The organism is Klebsiella sp. HMSC16C06, assembly GCF_001808325.1.
Classification (GTDB): Bacteria; Pseudomonadota; Gammaproteobacteria; order Enterobacterales; family Enterobacteriaceae; genus Klebsiella; species Klebsiella variicola.
The window spans coordinates 233,180-248,592 of sequence record NZ_KV792984.1 but is presented as its reverse complement, the minus strand read 5'-3'; the positions used below and the strand labels follow the sequence as shown (position 1 = coordinate 248,592).

14 protein-coding genes are annotated in these 15,413 nt (G+C 62.1%); 4 read left to right on the top strand and 10 right to left on the bottom strand.

The annotated features are described in order from the left end of the window. Positions 1-13: 13 nt before the first annotated feature. Positions 14-1,246: an MFS transporter gene (locus HMPREF3142_RS03505; RefSeq protein WP_016161065.1), complete on the bottom strand. Its 1,233-nt coding sequence runs from the start codon at positions 1,244-1,246 to the stop codon at positions 14-16. Positions 1,247-1,522: 276 nt separating this feature from the next. Between HMPREF3142_RS03505 and HMPREF3142_RS03500 the strand changes: the two genes are divergently transcribed. Further along, the gene (locus HMPREF3142_RS03500; protein ID WP_039103533.1) at positions 1,523-3,130 is read left to right on the top strand and encodes an FAD-NAD(P)-binding protein; all 1,608 of its coding nucleotides are present in this window, start codon (positions 1,523-1,525) and stop codon (positions 3,128-3,130) included. A gap of 107 nt (positions 3,131-3,237) precedes the next feature. Continuing rightward, complete coding sequence (locus HMPREF3142_RS03495; protein ID WP_044613767.1) at positions 3,238-4,338, top strand: NADH:flavin oxidoreductase/NADH oxidase; 1,101 nt, start codon at positions 3,238-3,240, stop codon at positions 4,336-4,338. Between the two features lie 233 nt (positions 4,339-4,571). Here HMPREF3142_RS03495 and HMPREF3142_RS03490 read toward each other — a convergent pair whose 3' ends face one another. Together HMPREF3142_RS03490 and HMPREF3142_RS03485 are read right to left on the bottom strand one after the other, a co-directional pair. Continuing rightward, positions 4,572-5,060, bottom strand: coding sequence for an E3 ubiquitin--protein ligase (locus HMPREF3142_RS03490; RefSeq protein WP_077270016.1), 489 nt, complete (start codon positions 5,058-5,060; stop codon positions 4,572-4,574). An 87-nt stretch (positions 5,061-5,147) separates the two neighbouring features. Beyond that, positions 5,148-6,053, bottom strand: a complete 906-nt coding sequence (locus HMPREF3142_RS03485; protein WP_162493318.1) for a LysR family transcriptional regulator — start codon at positions 6,051-6,053, stop codon at positions 5,148-5,150. A 174-nt stretch (positions 6,054-6,227) separates the two neighbouring features. On the opposite strand from HMPREF3142_RS03485, the gene HMPREF3142_RS03480 reads away from it, so the two are divergent. Beyond that, on the top strand, positions 6,228-7,205 hold the full coding sequence (locus HMPREF3142_RS03480) for an NAD(P)H-dependent flavin oxidoreductase (protein ID WP_002905232.1): 978 nt from the start codon (positions 6,228-6,230) through the stop codon (positions 7,203-7,205). A 32-nt stretch (positions 7,206-7,237) separates the two neighbouring features. Here HMPREF3142_RS03480 and hpxK read toward each other — a convergent pair whose 3' ends face one another. The 7 genes from hpxK to hpxU all read right to left on the bottom strand — a co-directional run bounded on the left by hpxK (position 7,238) and on the right by hpxU (position 13,639). Then, positions 7,238-8,497, bottom strand: a complete 1,260-nt coding sequence (gene hpxK, locus HMPREF3142_RS03475) for an allantoate amidohydrolase (protein WP_070611590.1) — start codon at positions 8,495-8,497, stop codon at positions 7,238-7,240. Continuing rightward, entirely contained in the window at positions 8,494-9,735 is a 1,242-nt protein-coding gene (locus HMPREF3142_RS03470) for a pyridoxal-phosphate-dependent aminotransferase family protein (RefSeq protein WP_070611588.1), read from the bottom strand. The genes hpxK and HMPREF3142_RS03470 overlap by 4 nt, the downstream gene beginning before the upstream one ends. A gap of 15 nt (positions 9,736-9,750) precedes the next feature. After that, positions 9,751-10,488 carry an amino acid ABC transporter ATP-binding protein gene (locus HMPREF3142_RS03465; protein ID WP_004179947.1) on the bottom strand — a complete coding sequence of 246 codons (738 nt, stop codon included), beginning with the start codon at positions 10,486-10,488 and terminating at the stop codon, positions 9,751-9,753. Continuing rightward, positions 10,469-11,125: an amino acid ABC transporter permease gene (locus HMPREF3142_RS03460; RefSeq protein WP_004179948.1), complete on the bottom strand. Its 657-nt coding sequence runs from the start codon at positions 11,123-11,125 to the stop codon at positions 10,469-10,471. Before HMPREF3142_RS03460 ends, HMPREF3142_RS03465 begins: the two co-directional genes overlap by 20 nt. Beyond that, complete coding sequence (locus HMPREF3142_RS03455) at positions 11,125-11,790, bottom strand: amino acid ABC transporter permease (RefSeq protein WP_004176117.1); 666 nt, start codon at positions 11,788-11,790, stop codon at positions 11,125-11,127. Before HMPREF3142_RS03455 ends, HMPREF3142_RS03460 begins: the two co-directional genes overlap by 1 nt. 9 nt (positions 11,791-11,799) lie before the next feature. Further along, entirely contained in the window at positions 11,800-12,585 is a 786-nt protein-coding gene (locus tag HMPREF3142_RS03450) for a transporter substrate-binding domain-containing protein (RefSeq protein WP_004143665.1), read from the bottom strand. Positions 12,586-12,799: 214 nt separating this feature from the next. Next, positions 12,800-13,639, bottom strand: coding sequence for a MurR/RpiR family transcriptional regulator HpxU (hpxU, locus tag HMPREF3142_RS03445; protein WP_008804829.1), 840 nt, complete (start codon positions 13,637-13,639; stop codon positions 12,800-12,802). A gap of 179 nt (positions 13,640-13,818) precedes the next feature. On the opposite strand from hpxU, the gene hpxW reads away from it, so the two are divergent. Beyond that, a complete protein-coding gene (gene hpxW, locus HMPREF3142_RS03440) occupies positions 13,819-15,405 on the top strand; it encodes an oxamate amidohydrolase (protein ID WP_012541682.1) in 1,587 nt (528 codons plus the stop codon). The last annotated feature ends 8 nt before the right edge of the window (positions 15,406-15,413 follow it).

The following is a 15,413-nucleotide window of genomic DNA, read 5'->3' as shown; positions in this document are numbered from 1 at the left end:
CCGGCAGCAGAAGTTAACGGCTGGTGGAGAGCGGCTGGCGATGTCCCGCTCCTGCGGGCTGGATCACCCGTCCCTCGCGACCAAAGAAGGTCAGGACGGTAATGACAATCGCCACCGTACCGGCCACCAGGGCCATCGCCAGACCGTAGTTATGCCCATGATGCTGGGCGATTGACGCCTGGAGAGTGGCATTCACCGAAGCCAGCAGATTACCCAGCTGATAGACGAAGCCAGGCAGCACCGCCCGGGTGTTGGCCGGGACCAGTTCATTGAGCCAGGTGGGGATCACTCCCCAGGCCCCCTGCACCATAAACTGCATCAGAAACGCCCCCGCCCCCAGCGCCAGCGAGCCGCTGGCGAAAGCCCACAGTGGAATGACCGGCAGCGCCAGCAGGGCGGCGATCATAATCGCTTTGCGTCGGCCAATCTTCTCCGACAGCGAACCGAAGAACACTCCACCAATAATCGAGGCGATGTTGTAGCAGACCGCGATGATGCTGACCGTTTTAGGCTCGAAGCCGTGCTGGACTTTCAAAAAGACCGGGTAGAGATCCTGCGTCCCGTGGGAGAAAAAGTTGAAGGCCGCCATCAGCACCACCAGGTACAGGCACAGCTTCCAGTGACTACGCAGTACCGGCAGCAGCGCCGTGCTCGCTTTACTTTGCCGGGCCGCCAGCCAAACCGGGGACTCCTCGACGCAGAAATAGATAAACGGCAGCAGCAGCACCGGCGCGGCGCCAATCACAAACATCCCGCGCCAGCCGAGTTGTTCAAACAGCAGGCCGTAGGCGACGGCCGCCAGCAAATAGCCGAAGGGATATCCCGCCTGGAACAGACCGGACATCAGACCGCGCGAGCGGTCGGGGATCGTCTCCATCGCCAGCGACGAGGCCACGCCCCAGATCCCGCCCATCGCCACGCCATACAGCACCCGCAGCAGAAAAAACAGCAGCAACGACGGCGCGGCGGCGGAGAGCAGCTCAAAGGCGGAGAAGAAGACGATATTCAGCATCAGAATGGGTTTGCGACCATACTTTTCCGCTGCCCTGCCGAAAATCAGCGCGCCTATCGGCCGCACGGCCAGGGTAAGCAGAATCGCCAGGGTGACCTCTTCAAGGTCGACGTGAAACGAGTGGGCGATATCGCTCAGTAAAAAGACCAACAGAAAGAAATCGAAAGCATCGAGCGTCCAGCTTAAAAAACTGGCAATCGCCGCGTTTCGCTGTCGTGAAGTCCAGCCATGCATCTTGTCATCCCTATCCCGACGGGGTTGCCGGGAGCTTGCGCGGCGTCCGGCAGAGCAAGCTGGTGTCACCGCTTATGTAAATTGTTTGTATAGAAAGTTGCTCTTTTGTTAATTACACCCTTTTTCCGGCCGTCGGCAAGTTTATTAGCCTGCTAATTTGTTTCAAATTGCGTGTAACGGCCCACCGGATCGGCAATTTTCGACCAGAATTAAGGACAGGCTGGCGACAGTGAACCGCTGTCCATGCCGCATCCGCCCACAGGAAGGGAGAGAATCATGAAGAGAGTTGCCATCGTCGGCGTGGGGCCGACGGGGATTTACACGTTCTATGAACTGGTGAAGCGTGGCGAGCCGCTGGCGATCACCCTGTTTGAAAAAGAGGCGCAGGCCGGGGTGGGTATGCCCTACAGTGACGATAATACGGCGGCGCAAATGCTGGCCAACATCGCCAGCATTGAGATCCCCCCTATCGACCTGACCTATCTGCAATGGCTGCAGCAGCACAGCGACGCCTGGCTGGCGGCGCGCGGCCTCGAGCGGCACACGCTGCATGAGCGCCAGTTCCTGCCGCGAGTGATCCTCGGCGAGTACTATCGCGACCGTTTTCTGTATCTCACAGAGCGGGCCCGGGACGCCGGCTTCATCGTTAGCGTTTGTGAATCCTGTGAAGTGACGGATATTGCCGTCCAGCCCGCCGGGATCGCTATCCACACTGATAGCGCGGCAGCGCCGGTTATCGTCGACCTGGTGGCGATTGCCACCGGCCATCTGTGGCCTGAGGAAGAGCGCGCCAGTCGACAGTATTTCCCCAGTCCGTGGACCGGACTGATGGACGCCCGGATCGCGCCCTGTCGGGTCGGGATCCTCGGGACCTCTTTAAGCGCCATTGATGCCGCCATCGCCGTGGTGGCCCAGCATGGTGTTTTCCATACTGAGAACGACAAAACGACCCATTTTACCCTCCATCCTGGCAGCGAGGCGCTGGAGATCACCCTGCTGTCGCGCAATGGGGTGCTCCCGGAAGCCGATTTTTACTGTCCGATCCCATGGGAGCCGCTGGAGATCGCCACCCCTGCCGCCCTTGAGGCTGCCGTCGCGCAGGGCAGTGACGGGCTACTGGATCGGGTATTCGAGCTGGTTGTGCAGGAGCTGGAATATGCCGCCCCAGCCTGGTGCGAGGCGACGGGGCTGCGCCAGCTAACGCCTGACAGCATCGCCGAGGCCTGGTTTGCCGACCGTCTCACCCATGACCCGTTCCAGTGGGCGCAACGCAATCTGCAGGAGGTGGAGCGCAATAAGCGCGAACACCACACGGTGCCCTGGCGCTATGCCATTCTCCGCCTGCACGAGGCGATTGAAAGCGTGGTGCCGGAACTCAACGACGAGGACAGCCGCCGCTTCCGGCGCGGGCTCGCCCGGGTGTTTATCGATAACTATGCCGCCATCCCGCCGGAATCCATTCGCCGGCTGCTGGCCCTGCACCAGGCCGGTATTCTGCGTATTGTGGCGCTCGGCGAGGATTATGACCTGCAGCGCGAGTCTCACCGAACGCTGATTGTCCATCATCAGCAGCGCTGTGAATTCGATGTGTTTATCGATGCCCGCGGGCAACAAGCATTGAAAACCCGGGACCTGCCCTTCCCATCGCTGCGCCAGCAGCTGCTGGCCTGCGGCGACGACATTCCGGACGTCGGCGATGACTACACGCTGCAGGCGCCCGAGACGCTGCGCGGCCGGGTCGCTTTCGGCGCCCTTCCCTGGCTGATGCACGATCGTCCCTTTGTGCAGGGGCTGACGGCCAGCGCCGAAATTGGCAGCGCGATGGCCCGTGCCGTGTCGCAGCAGGCAACGGGCCGCCGGCGCCGCCTGTGGTTTATCGAATAGCGGGCTGCTTAAACGCAATATCCGAATAAAGAAGGGCAAACAGGCGTGCTATAAACAGTGACTGTTCGCCCCCATGCAAGACCCTGTCTAACTTTTACGAGGTACTCATGAGCCATCTTTTTAGCGCGACGCGTATTGGTCAGCTGGCGCTGGATAACCGCATCGTTATTGCCCCCATGTGTCAGTACTCCGCCGACGAGGGTAAAGCCACCTCCTGGCACCGGATCCATCTTGGTCAGCTGGCTTTCTCCGGCGCTGGCCTGTTAATTCTGGAAGCCACGGCGGTAGAACCAGCGGGACGTATCTCGCCGGGGGATCTGGGTTTGTGGGATGATGAAACCGAAAACGCGCTGCGCGCGGTGGTAGAGGATATTCGGGCCTGGTCGCCGATCCGCCTGGGGATCCAGCTGGGGCACGCCGGACGCAAAGCCTCCTGCGCGGCCCCGTGGCAGGGTGGTCATCAGCTGGCCCTTAATGAGGGTGGCTGGCAAACCGTTGCCCCCTCCGCCGTGGCGTTTCACGATGGCGACCGCGCCCCCGCTGAGCTGAGCCATGCCGATATGGCGCGCATCAAAGCGGCGTTTGTCGCCAGCGCGTTGCGCGCCCAGCGTCTGGGCTTTGAGCTGATTGAACTGCACGCCGCCCACGGCTATCTGCTGCACCAGTTTCTCTCGCCGCTCAGCAATCAGCGCCGTGATGAGTACGGCGGTTCTCTGGAAAACCGTCTGCGCTATCCGCTGGAAGTGTTTAACGCGATCCGCGAGGCGGTGGGCAACACCATGGCGGTGGGCGTCAGGCTGTCGGCTACCGACTGGGTCGAAGGCGGCTGGGACTGCGAGCAGTCCATTCAGTTTAGCCAGCAACTGGAAGCGCTGGGCAGCGACTATATTCACGTCTCCAGCGGCGGATTGTCGCCGCAGCAGTCGATCACCGTCGGACCGGGTTATCAGTTGCCATTCGCCCACGACATTCGCCAGCAGGTTGCCATCCCGGTGATTGGCGTGGGGCTGATCACCGATCCGCAGCAGGCGGAAGCGGCGCTGGAGGATGGCGATGCCGACCTGATCGCCCTCGCCCGCGCGGTACTCTACGATCCGCACTGGCCGTGGCACGCTGCGGCCAGCCTCGGCGCCCAGGTTCGCGTCCCTTCGCAGTACCTGCGCTCCGAGCCACACGGCCTGAAAGGCACCCTGCTGCCAAACCGTTGAACCCGCAGCGCGCATAAAAAAGGGGGTATCGTAAGATACCCCTGAGCAGGATGTTATTGCTGTCCACGTGCCGGGCGGCGGCGGCGCCTTGCCCGGCCTACAAAAGGATGATACCCGGTCATTGCGCAGCCAACCCGCTCCCTGCGTAGGCCCGCGCAAGCGCAGCGCCGCCGGGCAATCTATCAGGCTCCGCTCCCTATATTTCCTGGCGCGGGTCAGGCAAACAGCGCAGGTTACTGCTGGGCGGGCGGTGGCGTGGTGTTCTGTTTGTCCGCCGCGATACTGTCCTGGATGGCCTTGGTTTTGCTCGCCGCCTCCGCCGAGAGCTGATTGGCGTCGCCGATGGCATTGTCTTTGATTTGACCCGCCTCTTTGACTATGCGGTCACTTTCCTGCTTTGCGTTCTGCTTCACGGCATCGGCCTGGGCTTTCGCCTGCTGGGCGATGGCATCCGCTTGCTTGTCCGCCTCCGCCTTGATGGCGCTGGCCTGATCCTTCAGGCGGTCGGCCTCGGCGTCAGCCTGGCTTTTCAGCGTATCGATTTGCTTATCCGCATCCTGTTTAATCGCCTGCGCTTTGTCCGCCGCGGCATCCTTCATCTGCTCCGCATTATCTTTGGCCTTATCCAGTTTGTTATCCACTTTCGACGCATCGTCGCAGCCAAACAGGGTCAGACACAGAGCGGAAGCAAGTAGTGTTTTATTCCAGAGTTTCATCAGCATTCCCTTACAGGTTAAGTCGTTATCCAGCTTTGTGATTCATTGCTTAATAGCATTCACATTTTATATATAATCGCTCAGTCGGCAGAGTCAAGCCGACACCGATCGATCCAGGGTCGCTACCAGCCCCTGCAGCCAGTCGGCAAAGACCCGCACCTTATGCGACAGATGCCGGTGCGGATAGAGTAGCGACAACGGTCGACGCGGCGCCGGAAAGTCCGGCAAAATTTCCACCAGTTGCCCGCTGTCGATATAAGGTTGCAAAAAGAAACGCATCCCCTGCAGCATCCCCAGCCCCGCCAGCCCGGCGGCAGTAAAGACTTCAGAGTTGTCCAGCACCAGTTTACCGGGAATGGCGATCTGCCTGATGCCCTCCGGGGTCTGGAATCGCCAGGGCATAATCTGCCGGCTGCTGCTGTTCACCCAGTTCACCGCCAGATGCGACTGCAGGTCCTCCAGCGTCGCGGGCGCCCCATAGCGCGCCAGATAGCCCGGACTGGCGCAGGTGGTTAACGCCACCTCCCCCAGCGAACGCGCCACATAGTCGCCATCCTCAAGATCCCCCACCCGCAGCAGGCAATCCAGACCATCGCGCAGCATATCCCGGCGTACGTCGGAGCTGCTGAGGACAATCTCCACCTCCGGATGAGCCTGATAAAAATCCGGCAGATGCGGGATCACCAGCAGCCGGGCAAAGGCGATCGGCATATCAACGCGCAGCTGACCGCGGATCGGTCGGTCCGGCGCGAACGACTCCAGCAGATCGTCGGCCTGGGAGAGCAACGGTTTGCTGCGGCGATAAAACTCTTCCCCCTCCGGCGTAAGATACAGACGCCGGGTGGTGCGCTGCAGCAGCCGGACCCCGCTCTCCTGCTCCAGCTGCTGCAGCGCTTTGGTCACCGCCGGTCGGTGGATCTGCAAATTTTCAGCCGCCTGGGCAAAGCTGCCGGCATCGACGATTTCAATAAAAATTTTAATATTTTCAAACAGATTCATTTGCATGATGGCCCGCCTCCCACCTCTTCATCAGTTCACATTATTACTAATTTAATAATAGTGATGAAAGTTTTTGCTCATTTTTTAAAACAATAAAGACGCCTACACTGCCCTCATTGCCGCATCGCTGGGGCGAAGAAATTTATAACTTATTAACATAAAAGGAAAAATATCATGCAACCTAACCGCGTCGCCCGTATTCTGGGTATTGAAAAACCGGTGGTCCAGGGGCCGCTCTCCTGGCTAACCGATGCTCGTCTGGTGGCGGCCGTCGGCAACGCCGGTGGGCTTGGCGTGCTGGGCCCGAACGCCGGACTGACGGCGGCAACCGCCGTCTCCACCCCGGAGGCCACCGCCGAGAAAATGCGCGAAGAGATCCGCAAAACCAAACAGCTGACGGAGAAACCCTTTGGCGTCAACCTGATCCCGACGGCGGAAAATGACATCTGGACGCCGGCGATCCTGCCGGTGATCAAAGAGGAAGGGGTTAAGGTGGTGGTCTACACCGGCTACGGCGATGGTTCGTTAAAACCGGCGCTGTTCGACGAACTGAAAGCCGCCGGGATCACCATTATCTATCGTGACATCAACCCGACGCCGGAGAACAGCCGCCGCGCGGAGCAGGCCGGAGCGGATATTATTGTCGCCACCGGCTTTGACGAAGGCGGCACGCTGCCGGGTACCGCCCTCGGGACCTTCACCATCGTCCCGCTGATCGTTGACGCGGTACAGCGGGTTCCGGTGATGGCCGCCGGAGGGATCACCGACGCCCGGGGCGCGCGCGCCGTCCACGCCCTCGGTGCGGAAGGGGTTTTCGCCGGCTCGGTATTTATCAGCACCATCGAAAGCCGGGTTCCCGACTCGGTGAAAGCGAAAATTGTGGCCGCCAACGGTCTGGATCTGCGCCTGTTCCGTACCCTGCCGGACTACTACCGCGCGCTGCCCGGCAAACTGAGCGACACACTGGTGGCCATGGATCGTGCCGGCGCCTCAAAAGCCGAGCTGGCCCAGGCGATGGGCGGTCTGCGCGGGATGCGGCTGGGCATGCTGGAGGGGAATACTGATGAGGGGTATATCTCGGTGGGCGCGGGGATCGGCAACATCCATGCCATCACCTCTGTCGCCGAGGTGGTCAACCAGCTGGCGGTGTGAAGCCGCCAGCCGGGGCTCGGCAACCGGCGCGATCAGGCGTCGGCCACCTTCTCTACCGCCCGGGAGAAAGCGTCGATAGCCAGTCCGACGTCGGCGGCGGTGACCGACTCCGCCGGGTGATGGCTGACGCCCCCCAGGCAACGCACAAACAGCATGGCCGATGGCCAGCGCTCGGCGATGGCGATGGCGTCATGCCCTGCGCCGCTCGGCAGCGTCAGCGAACGCCCCTGCACCGCCGCTACCGCCTCGCCCAGCACCGCCTGCAGGTGACTGTCGCAGGCGGTGGCGGCGATGCGATAATACTCCTCGGCGGCGAAACGCAGCTGGCGACGCCCGGCAATGGCCTGCGCCTCGCCCAGCAGCTCATCCAGCAGCGCCGTCAGCGGCGCATCCTGCGGGCCGCGAATATCCAGCGTCAACTGCACCTCGCCCGGTATCACGTTCACCGCGCCCGGCGCACAGCGCAGGGTGCCGACCGTCGCCACCAGGTTACCGCCGCGCTGCCGGGTCAGGTTTTCCACCTGCACCATCCATTCCGCCGCCGCGGCGAGGGCGTCCTTGCGGTGGAGCATCGGCACCGTGCCGGCATGGCCAGCTTCGCCGGTAAAGCGGCAGTTCAGCCGTCGGGCGCCGTTAATCGCCTCCACCACGCCGAGCGCCAGCCCCGCCTCCTCCAGGCACGGCCCCTGCTCGATATGCAGCTCCAGATAGGCGGCGATATCCCGCGGGAGACGGGCCGCATCGCCGATCCGCGCCGGATCGAGTCCGGCATTCACCAGCGCCTGGGCGACGCTCACGCCGTCGGTATCGCACTGTGACAGCCAGCTTTCAGGCCAGGTGCCGGTGACGCCGCGGCTGCCGAGCAGGGTGATGCCAAAGCGGGTGCCCTCTTCATCGCCAAAGCCGACGATCTCGATTGCCTTTGCCAGCCGTCGCCCCTGCTGGTGCAGACGCTGGACCACCTCAATCGCCGCCAGCACGCCGAGCATGCCGTCGTAGCGTCCGGCGTTGCGCACGGTGTCAAGATGAGAACCCAGCAGCACCGCCGGCGCCCCCTCCTGTTGTCCTTCATAGCGTCCGCAGATGTTGCCGACGCTGTCCTGCCACACCATCATGCCGGCAGCCTGCATCCACTGGCCCACCAACTGGTTGGCCTGCAGATGCTCGGGCGACAGATAGACCCGGGTCAGGGCATCGGCGGTTTCGCTGAGGGTGGCCAGCCGATCGGCACGCGCCATCACCCGGCTGGCAGCCGCTTCTCTCTCCGCCTGCTGGCGGGCGGTATCACTCATAGGGTGGCCTCGGTGCGGTAGTGATCCCAGGCCGCCTGCATCGCCGCGCCCTGAGTGGTGGTGAACTTGAGGTAGTTCAGGACCGCTTCCAGCGCGCTGAGCGTCTGCATCACGCAGTCTTTACGCGCGTTATAGCCCATGGTGCCAATGCGCCAGACTTTACCGTGCAGCGGACCAAACGAGGTGCCAATTTCAATGCCGAAATCTTCCAGCATCAGTTTGCGTACCTGATCGCCGTTGACCCCGTTGGGGATCACCACCCCCAGCACGTTATTCATTTTGTGCCGCAGGTCGCCAAAGGTCTCGAGCCCCATCGCCTGGATGCCCTTCAGCAGCGCATCGCCGTGCAGTTTGTGGCGGGCGATGCCGTTGTCGAGTCCCTCCTGGAGGATCAGGCGCGCGCACTCCCGGGCGGCAAACAGCGCCGAGGTCGCTTCGGTATGGTGGTTAAGGCGCTCCGGCCCCCAGTAATCCATCACCATGCCGAGATCGAAATAGTTGGAATAGATCATCTCGTCGACGCCGTCGTGATGCGCATCGGTGCGGATCCCCTGCTCAATGCAGCGGCGGCGGCGGATGACCTCTTCCATCCGCGGGCTGAGGGTGATGGGCGACGTGCCGGAAGGACCGCCCAGGCACTTCTGCATCCCGGCGGACACGGCGTCCAGCTGCCAGGCGTCGGTTTCCAGCGGGTTACCGCCGAGCGACGCGGTGGCGTCGGTATAGAACAGCACTTCGTGACGACGGCAAATCTCCCCCAGCTCCGCCAGCGGCTGCAGCATGGTGGTGGATGTATCGCCCTGCACGGTGAGCAGCAGGCGCGGGCGCACGCGCTTGATCGCGTCCTCAACCTGATCCGGCGTAAAGACCTCGCCCCACGGCACCTCGATGGTGTGCACCTCTGCCCGGCAACGACGCGCGATCTCGCACAGCAGATGTCCAAACCGGCCGAACACCGGCACCAACACTTTGTCACCCGGACGGATCGCCGACACCAGAATCGCTTCGATCCCGGCGCGCGAGGTGCCGTCGACCAGCATCGTCCAGCGATTTTCGGTGCGAAACACACCGCGGTAGAGCGCCATGACTTCATTCATGTAGTGGGTCATCGCCGGATCGTACTGGCCAAGCAGCTGGCTCGACATGGCGCGCAGCACGCGCGGGTCGGCATTGATCGGCCCCGGCCCCATCAGCAGGCGCTGCGGCGGGTTAATTTGCGAAAACTGAGTGATATCCATCTGCCATTCCTTACGTTAGTTAAGACCGCGCACCGAGGAGATAAACTGTTTCAGTTCGCTGGTCTGCGGGCTGGCGAACAGCGTTTTGCTGTCGCCCTGCTCCCAGACGCGTCCCTGATGCATAAACACCACGCGGTCGCCCACTTCGCGGGCAAAGTTCATTTCATGGGTGACGAGGATCAGCGTCATACCTTCCGCCGCCAGTTGCTCCAGCACCTTCAGCACTTCACCCACCAGTTCCGGGTCGAGTGCCGAGGTGATTTCGTCACAGAGTAAAACTTTCGGCGACATGGCCAGCGCCCGGGCAATGGCCACGCGCTGCTGTTGGCCGCCGGAGAGATTGGCCGGATAGTAATCCAGACGGTCGCCAAGACCGACCTTCTCCAGCATCCGCTGCGCCAGCTCCCGGCATTCGGCCTGGGACTTCTTCAGCACCCGCCGCGGGGCCAGCATGACGTTCTCCAGCGCCGTCATGTGCGGGAACAGGTTAAAATTCTGGAACACCATGCCGATAGAGCGGCTGATCTCCCGGGCCTGTGAATCGCGGTCGGTGATGGTCATGCCCCCGAGCTTGATACTGCCCTCCTGGTAGCCCTCCAGACCATTGATACAGCGCAGCAGGGTGCTTTTACCCGAGCCACTGCGGCCGATGATCGAGATCACTTCCCCCATGTCGATATCCAGATCGACGCCCTTCAACACATGGTTGTCGCCGTAGTACTTCTGCATCTGATTAATGGTGATGAGAGGCATTGAATTTGTTCTCCAGATAGCGGCTGTAGCGGGACAGCGGATAGCACAGAATGAAATAGCCCAGCGCCACCAGGGCAAACACTTTAAACGGCTGATAAGTGACGTTGGTCAGCATCGTCCCGGCCTTGGTCAGCTCCACAAAGCCGATAATCGATGCCAGCGCCGTGCCTTTGATCACCTGTACGGCAAAGCCCACCGTCGGCGCGATGGCAATGCGCAGCGCCTGCGGCGCCACCACGCGGTACAAGGTCTGGCCGAAGCTCAGCCCGAGACACCGCGAGGCCTCCCACTGGCCTTTGGGCAGCGCGCGAATGCTGCCGAACCAGATATCCAGCAAAAAGGCGCTGGTGTAGAGCGTCAGAGCGACCGAGGCGGCGGTCCACGCCGAGACGTCGATGCCGAACAGCGCCACGCCAAAGAATGCCAGAAACAGCTGCATCAGCAGCGGCGTGCCCTGAAACAGCTCGATGTAGCCGCGGATCAACCGTTTCACCTGGCGTCCGCCGGTGAGGCGCAGCAGCAGTAACGGTAAGGTCACCAGCGCCCCGCCGGTGAACGCGACCAGCGACAGCAGCACCGTCCAGCGGCCGGCCAGCAGCAGGTTGCGGATAATGTCCCAGTCAGTAAAAGTGGTCATCAGGCCTGTACCCCCAGCCATTTACGCCCCGCCGCCATCAGCAGCTGGCGCATCGCTATCGATAACGCTAAGTAGATCCCGGTGGTCACCAGATAGACCTCAAAGCTCAAAAATGTCCGCGACTGGATCAGGTTGGCGGCGAAGGTCAGCTCCTCATAGGAGACCTGCGACACCACTGACGAGCCGAGCATCACGATGATGCACTGGCTGACCAGCGCCGGGTAAATCCGCTGCAGCGCCGGGGGCAATACGACGCGAACGAAGGTTTGCGTCCGGCTAAGCCCGAGCACGCGACCGGCTTCCCACTGGCCCTTCGGCGTCACCTGAATACCGGCGCGGACGATCTCGGTGCTATAGGCGCCGAGGTTAACCACCATCGCCAGCAGCGCCGCTTCACCGGCGGTCATCTTCAGTCCAAGGTTCGGTAAACCAAAGACGATAAAAAAGAGCTGCACCACAAACGGCGTGTTGCGGATGATTTCCACATATCCGCCCCATACCCGGCTGAGCATTCCCGGGCGCCCGCTGCGGATCGCCGCCCCGAGGATGCCGATCGCCAGTCCGCCGATCGTCGCCAGCACCGTCAACTGCACCGTCACCCACAGGCCGGCCAGCAGCTCCGGCCAGTGCGGCCAGAGCTCAGAGAAATGAAGTTGCTCCGTCATCCCCAGACCTTACGCGCCGAGGCTGGCAGGCAGTGGCGCTTTCAGCCACTTCTCAGACAGACCGTTGAGGGTGCCGTCCTTAATGCCCTGCTCGATGAGGGTATCCACTTTCGCCTTCAGCGCCGGTTCGTTCTTTTTCAGACCGATAAAGCACGGCGAGTCCTTCAGCATAAAGCTCGGCACCGGCGCTTTGTCGGCGTTCTGCCGGGAGATGGCCGCCACCACCAGATTGCCGGTCGCGACATACTGCACCTGACCGGACAGGTAAGCCGACAGCGTAGTGTTATTATCCTCGTAGCGCTTAATCTGCGCTGCCTGCGGCGCCACGCTGGTCAGTACCATATCTTCCACTGCCCCACGGGTCACACCGATGCTTTTGCCGCTCAGCGCGGCCGCGTCCTTCAGTTCCGCCCCTTTCGGGCCAAACACGCCGAGGAAGAACGGCGCGTAGGCGCGGCTGAAGTCGATCACCTTCTCGCGCTCGGCGTTCTTGCCGAGGCTGGAGATCACCAGGTCCACCTTATCGGTCTGCAGATACGGCACGCGGTTGGCGCTGGTCACCGGGACCAGCTGCAGCTTGAGCTTCATCGATTTCGCCAGATAGCGCGCCATATCGATGTCATACCCCTGCGGCTGCAGGTCGGTGCCCACCGAGCCGAACGGCGGAAAATCCTGAGGCACGGCAATACGAATGACGCCGCGTTTTTCAATATCCTGGAGCTGGTCAGCCTGCGCGGCAGAAACAGACGAAAGGAGACAAGCGGCCCCGGCCAGTGCGATCAACAGTTTCTTCATGATGTTTACCCGTTACGTTAGCATGAAACAAAAGATTCTTTGAATCTGTTTTTGCAACTAATGTGCCAGATACAGACGAGGCGAGAGTTGGCGAGGAATTAAAACAAAAAGTGAGAAAGGACAAGCGTTAACGGGAAAGTGTTCAGCGAGCGGCGGCGCCATCACGTGGTTTTTCTTGCACCATAATAATGCAAAGCACCACGCTGGCGCCCCATTAGCGTTGTTCCAGCTCGTCCAGTTGCTGATAAAGCGTGGCGATATCGTGGATGCGCGGACGACCGCTGTCGAGCGTTTCATGGAGAAAGGCATTGGCCAGCAGATTAATCAGGCTGTTGACCGAGGCATAGCTGTCGTAGGCGGAGACGCTGTCCAGCGGCGCGCAGAGCTGCCAGCGGGAGAGCGGAAACAGGCTGTGGGCCTGCGGCTCGCACATTAACAGGACCGGCACCCCGTCGCGCTGCAGCTGCTGCAGCAGCGGGCGTACTATTCGCGGCCGGCGGCGAAACGCCATCATTACCACCAGATCATCGGCGGTCAGATCGACCAGCTCTTCGCTGAGACTCTGACCCGGCTGGGGCAGCACCAGCACCTGGCCGCGGGCCTGCAGCAGCTGCTGGCGCAAGTGCAGCGCCGCCGGATAGGCGTTACGCATCCCCACCACCACAATGCGGCGCGCGGCCACCATCGCCGTCAGCGCCTCGGCGAACTGGCGGGCGTCGAGGGCGTTGACCCACTGGGTGAGATTCGCCATCTCCTGCTTATAATGGCGCGCCAGCAGCGTGTTACCCTGCACCGCGTCGCGCTGGTCGGTGAGCGGCATCCCGCTCTGGCGCAGGGTGCGCAGTTCATCGCGCATATCCTTATATTTGTCGTAACCGAGGCGCTTGAACAGCCGGCTGACGGTGGCTTTCGACACGCCGCTCAGCTGCGCCAGCTCGGCGCTGTTGTAGCTTATCAGGTCATCAAAGTGGTCAAAGATGAAATCCGCCACCCGCTGCTCCTGCGGCGACAGCGAGGCGTATTGCCCTTTCAGTCGTTCATCGAGTTGTTGCATAGCGCCCCTGTAACTTTCGTTTCATCATCCATCCCTCATCATACTGTATCTGCTATGCCTTACACATAGCGTGCCAGTGGGAAAATTCTGGTCATTGTTTTTATCAATGAAACGAAACGTTCAGAGATGGAACAGCTTTTGCAGTGTTCTGCGGGTGATTCGTTCAGAAAGGGTAATTTATGCACAGTAGCAACGTTTCGACCCACGGCATGGCGGTGGCCCCCCATCACCTCGCCAGTCAGAGCGCGCTGGCGATCCTGCGCGAGGGCGGCAGCGCCATTGAAGCGATGGTGGCTGCCGCGGCGGCCATCGCCGTCGTCTATCCCCATATGAATGGCCTCGGCGGCGATGGCTTCTGGCTGATCGTACCGCCTGAGGGAGACCCCATCGCCATTGACGCCAGCGGGGCGGCCGGATCGCTGGCGACCCTCGAGGCCTACGCCGGACAGCAGCATATTCCCCACCGGGGACCGCAGGCCGCGCTGACCGTCGCCGGCACCGTCAGCGGCTGGGACGAGGCGCTGCGTATTTCACGGGACTTAACCGGCCGCGCGCTGCCGGTGGCCCGCCTGCTGGCCGATGCGATCGGCTATGCCGAAGACGGTATTCCGGTCACCGCCTCGCAAGCCCACGCCACCGCCAGCAAACTGGAAGAGTTGCGCCATCAGCCGGGCTTCAGCGAAACCTGGCTGGTATCGGGCGAGGCCCCGCGGCCCGGCAGCCGCTTTCGCCAGCCCGCCCTCGCCGGTACCCTGCGCATGCTGGCCAGCGACGGTCTCGACAGTTTCTATCGCGGGCCGCTGGCCGAGCGTCTCGCGCAGGGTATGGCCGCGCTGGGGATGCCGATCACCCTCGGCGACCTGCAGGCCCACCGCGCCCGGCGTCCGGCGCCGCTGACGCTCCAGCACCAGCAGGGCACGCTGTGGAATCTTGCGCCGCCGACGCAGGGACTGGTGTCGCTGGCGATCCTTGGCATCACCGACCGCCTGAACATGGCCGATGCCGACGACGCGCAAACGGTGCACCGTATTGTCGAAGCCACCAAGCGGGCATTTGCCCTGCGCGATGCGCATATCACCGATCCACGCCATCTGGATGTGGATGTACAGCAGTTGCTCACCCCGGAAGCCCTGCAGCCGCTGGCCGACAGCATCGACGACGCCAGCGCTTCCCCCTGGGGCCGCGGCAAAGGCCCGGGCGATACCGTCTGGATGGGCGTCGTGGATAACAGCGGACTGGCAGTGTCATTTATTCAGAGTATCTATCACGAGTTCGGCAGCGGCGTGGTGCTCCCGGACACCGGGATCGTCTGGCAAAACCGCGGGGCGGCCTTCAGCCTCGATCCGCAGCATCTCCTGGCGCTGGCCCCTGGCAAACAGCCATTCCATACCCTCAACCCTGCCGCCGCCCGCCTGAACGATGGTCGGGTAATGGTCTATGGCTCGATGGGCGGCGACGGTCAGCCGCAAACTCAGGCGGCGCTGTTTACTCGCTATATCCTGCAGGGGGTGCCGTTGCAGGAGAGCATCTCCCGTCCGCGCTGGCTGCTGGGCCGCACCTGGGGCCAGTCCTCCGATTCACTGAAGCTGGAGGGACGCTTTGCCCCCGCCTGTATCGCGCGACTGCGCGAGCTGGGGCACGAAGTGGAAGTGCTGGCTGATTTCAGCGAAGCGATGGGCCACGCCGGCGCCATTGTCCGCCATCCCAACGGCCTGCTTGAAGGGGCGACCGATCCACGCAGCAACGGCGCCGCCGCCGGATACTAAGGAGCAGA

Excerpts from the sequence above, each read along its gene's own strand:
- HMPREF3142_RS03505 (WP_016161065.1), bottom strand. The coding sequence starts at position 1,246 with ATGCATGGCTGGACTTCACGACAGCGAAACGCGGCGATTGCCAGTTTT.
- HMPREF3142_RS03500 (WP_039103533.1), top strand. The coding sequence starts at position 1,523 with ATGAAGAGAGTTGCCATCGTCGGCGTGGGGCCGACGGGGATTTACACG.
- HMPREF3142_RS03495 (WP_044613767.1), top strand. The coding sequence starts at position 3,238 with ATGAGCCATCTTTTTAGCGCGACGCGTATTGGTCAGCTGGCGCTGGAT.
- HMPREF3142_RS03490 (WP_077270016.1), bottom strand. The coding sequence starts at position 5,060 with ATGCTGATGAAACTCTGGAATAAAACACTACTTGCTTCCGCTCTGTGT.
- HMPREF3142_RS03485 (WP_162493318.1), bottom strand. The coding sequence starts at position 6,053 with ATGAATCTGTTTGAAAATATTAAAATTTTTATTGAAATCGTCGATGCC.
- HMPREF3142_RS03480 (WP_002905232.1), top strand. The coding sequence starts at position 6,228 with ATGCAACCTAACCGCGTCGCCCGTATTCTGGGTATTGAAAAACCGGTG.
- hpxK (WP_070611590.1), bottom strand. The coding sequence starts at position 8,497 with ATGAGTGATACCGCCCGCCAGCAGGCGGAGAGAGAAGCGGCTGCCAGC.
- HMPREF3142_RS03470 (WP_070611588.1), bottom strand. The coding sequence starts at position 9,735 with ATGGATATCACTCAGTTTTCGCAAATTAACCCGCCGCAGCGCCTGCTG.
- HMPREF3142_RS03465 (WP_004179947.1), bottom strand. The coding sequence starts at position 10,488 with ATGCCTCTCATCACCATTAATCAGATGCAGAAGTACTACGGCGACAAC.
- HMPREF3142_RS03460 (WP_004179948.1), bottom strand. The coding sequence starts at position 11,125 with ATGACCACTTTTACTGACTGGGACATTATCCGCAACCTGCTGCTGGCC.
- HMPREF3142_RS03455 (WP_004176117.1), bottom strand. The coding sequence starts at position 11,790 with ATGACGGAGCAACTTCATTTCTCTGAGCTCTGGCCGCACTGGCCGGAG.
- HMPREF3142_RS03450 (WP_004143665.1), bottom strand. The coding sequence starts at position 12,585 with ATGAAGAAACTGTTGATCGCACTGGCCGGGGCCGCTTGTCTCCTTTCG.
- hpxU (WP_008804829.1), bottom strand. The coding sequence starts at position 13,639 with ATGCAACAACTCGATGAACGACTGAAAGGGCAATACGCCTCGCTGTCG.
- hpxW (WP_012541682.1), top strand. The coding sequence starts at position 13,819 with ATGCACAGTAGCAACGTTTCGACCCACGGCATGGCGGTGGCCCCCCAT.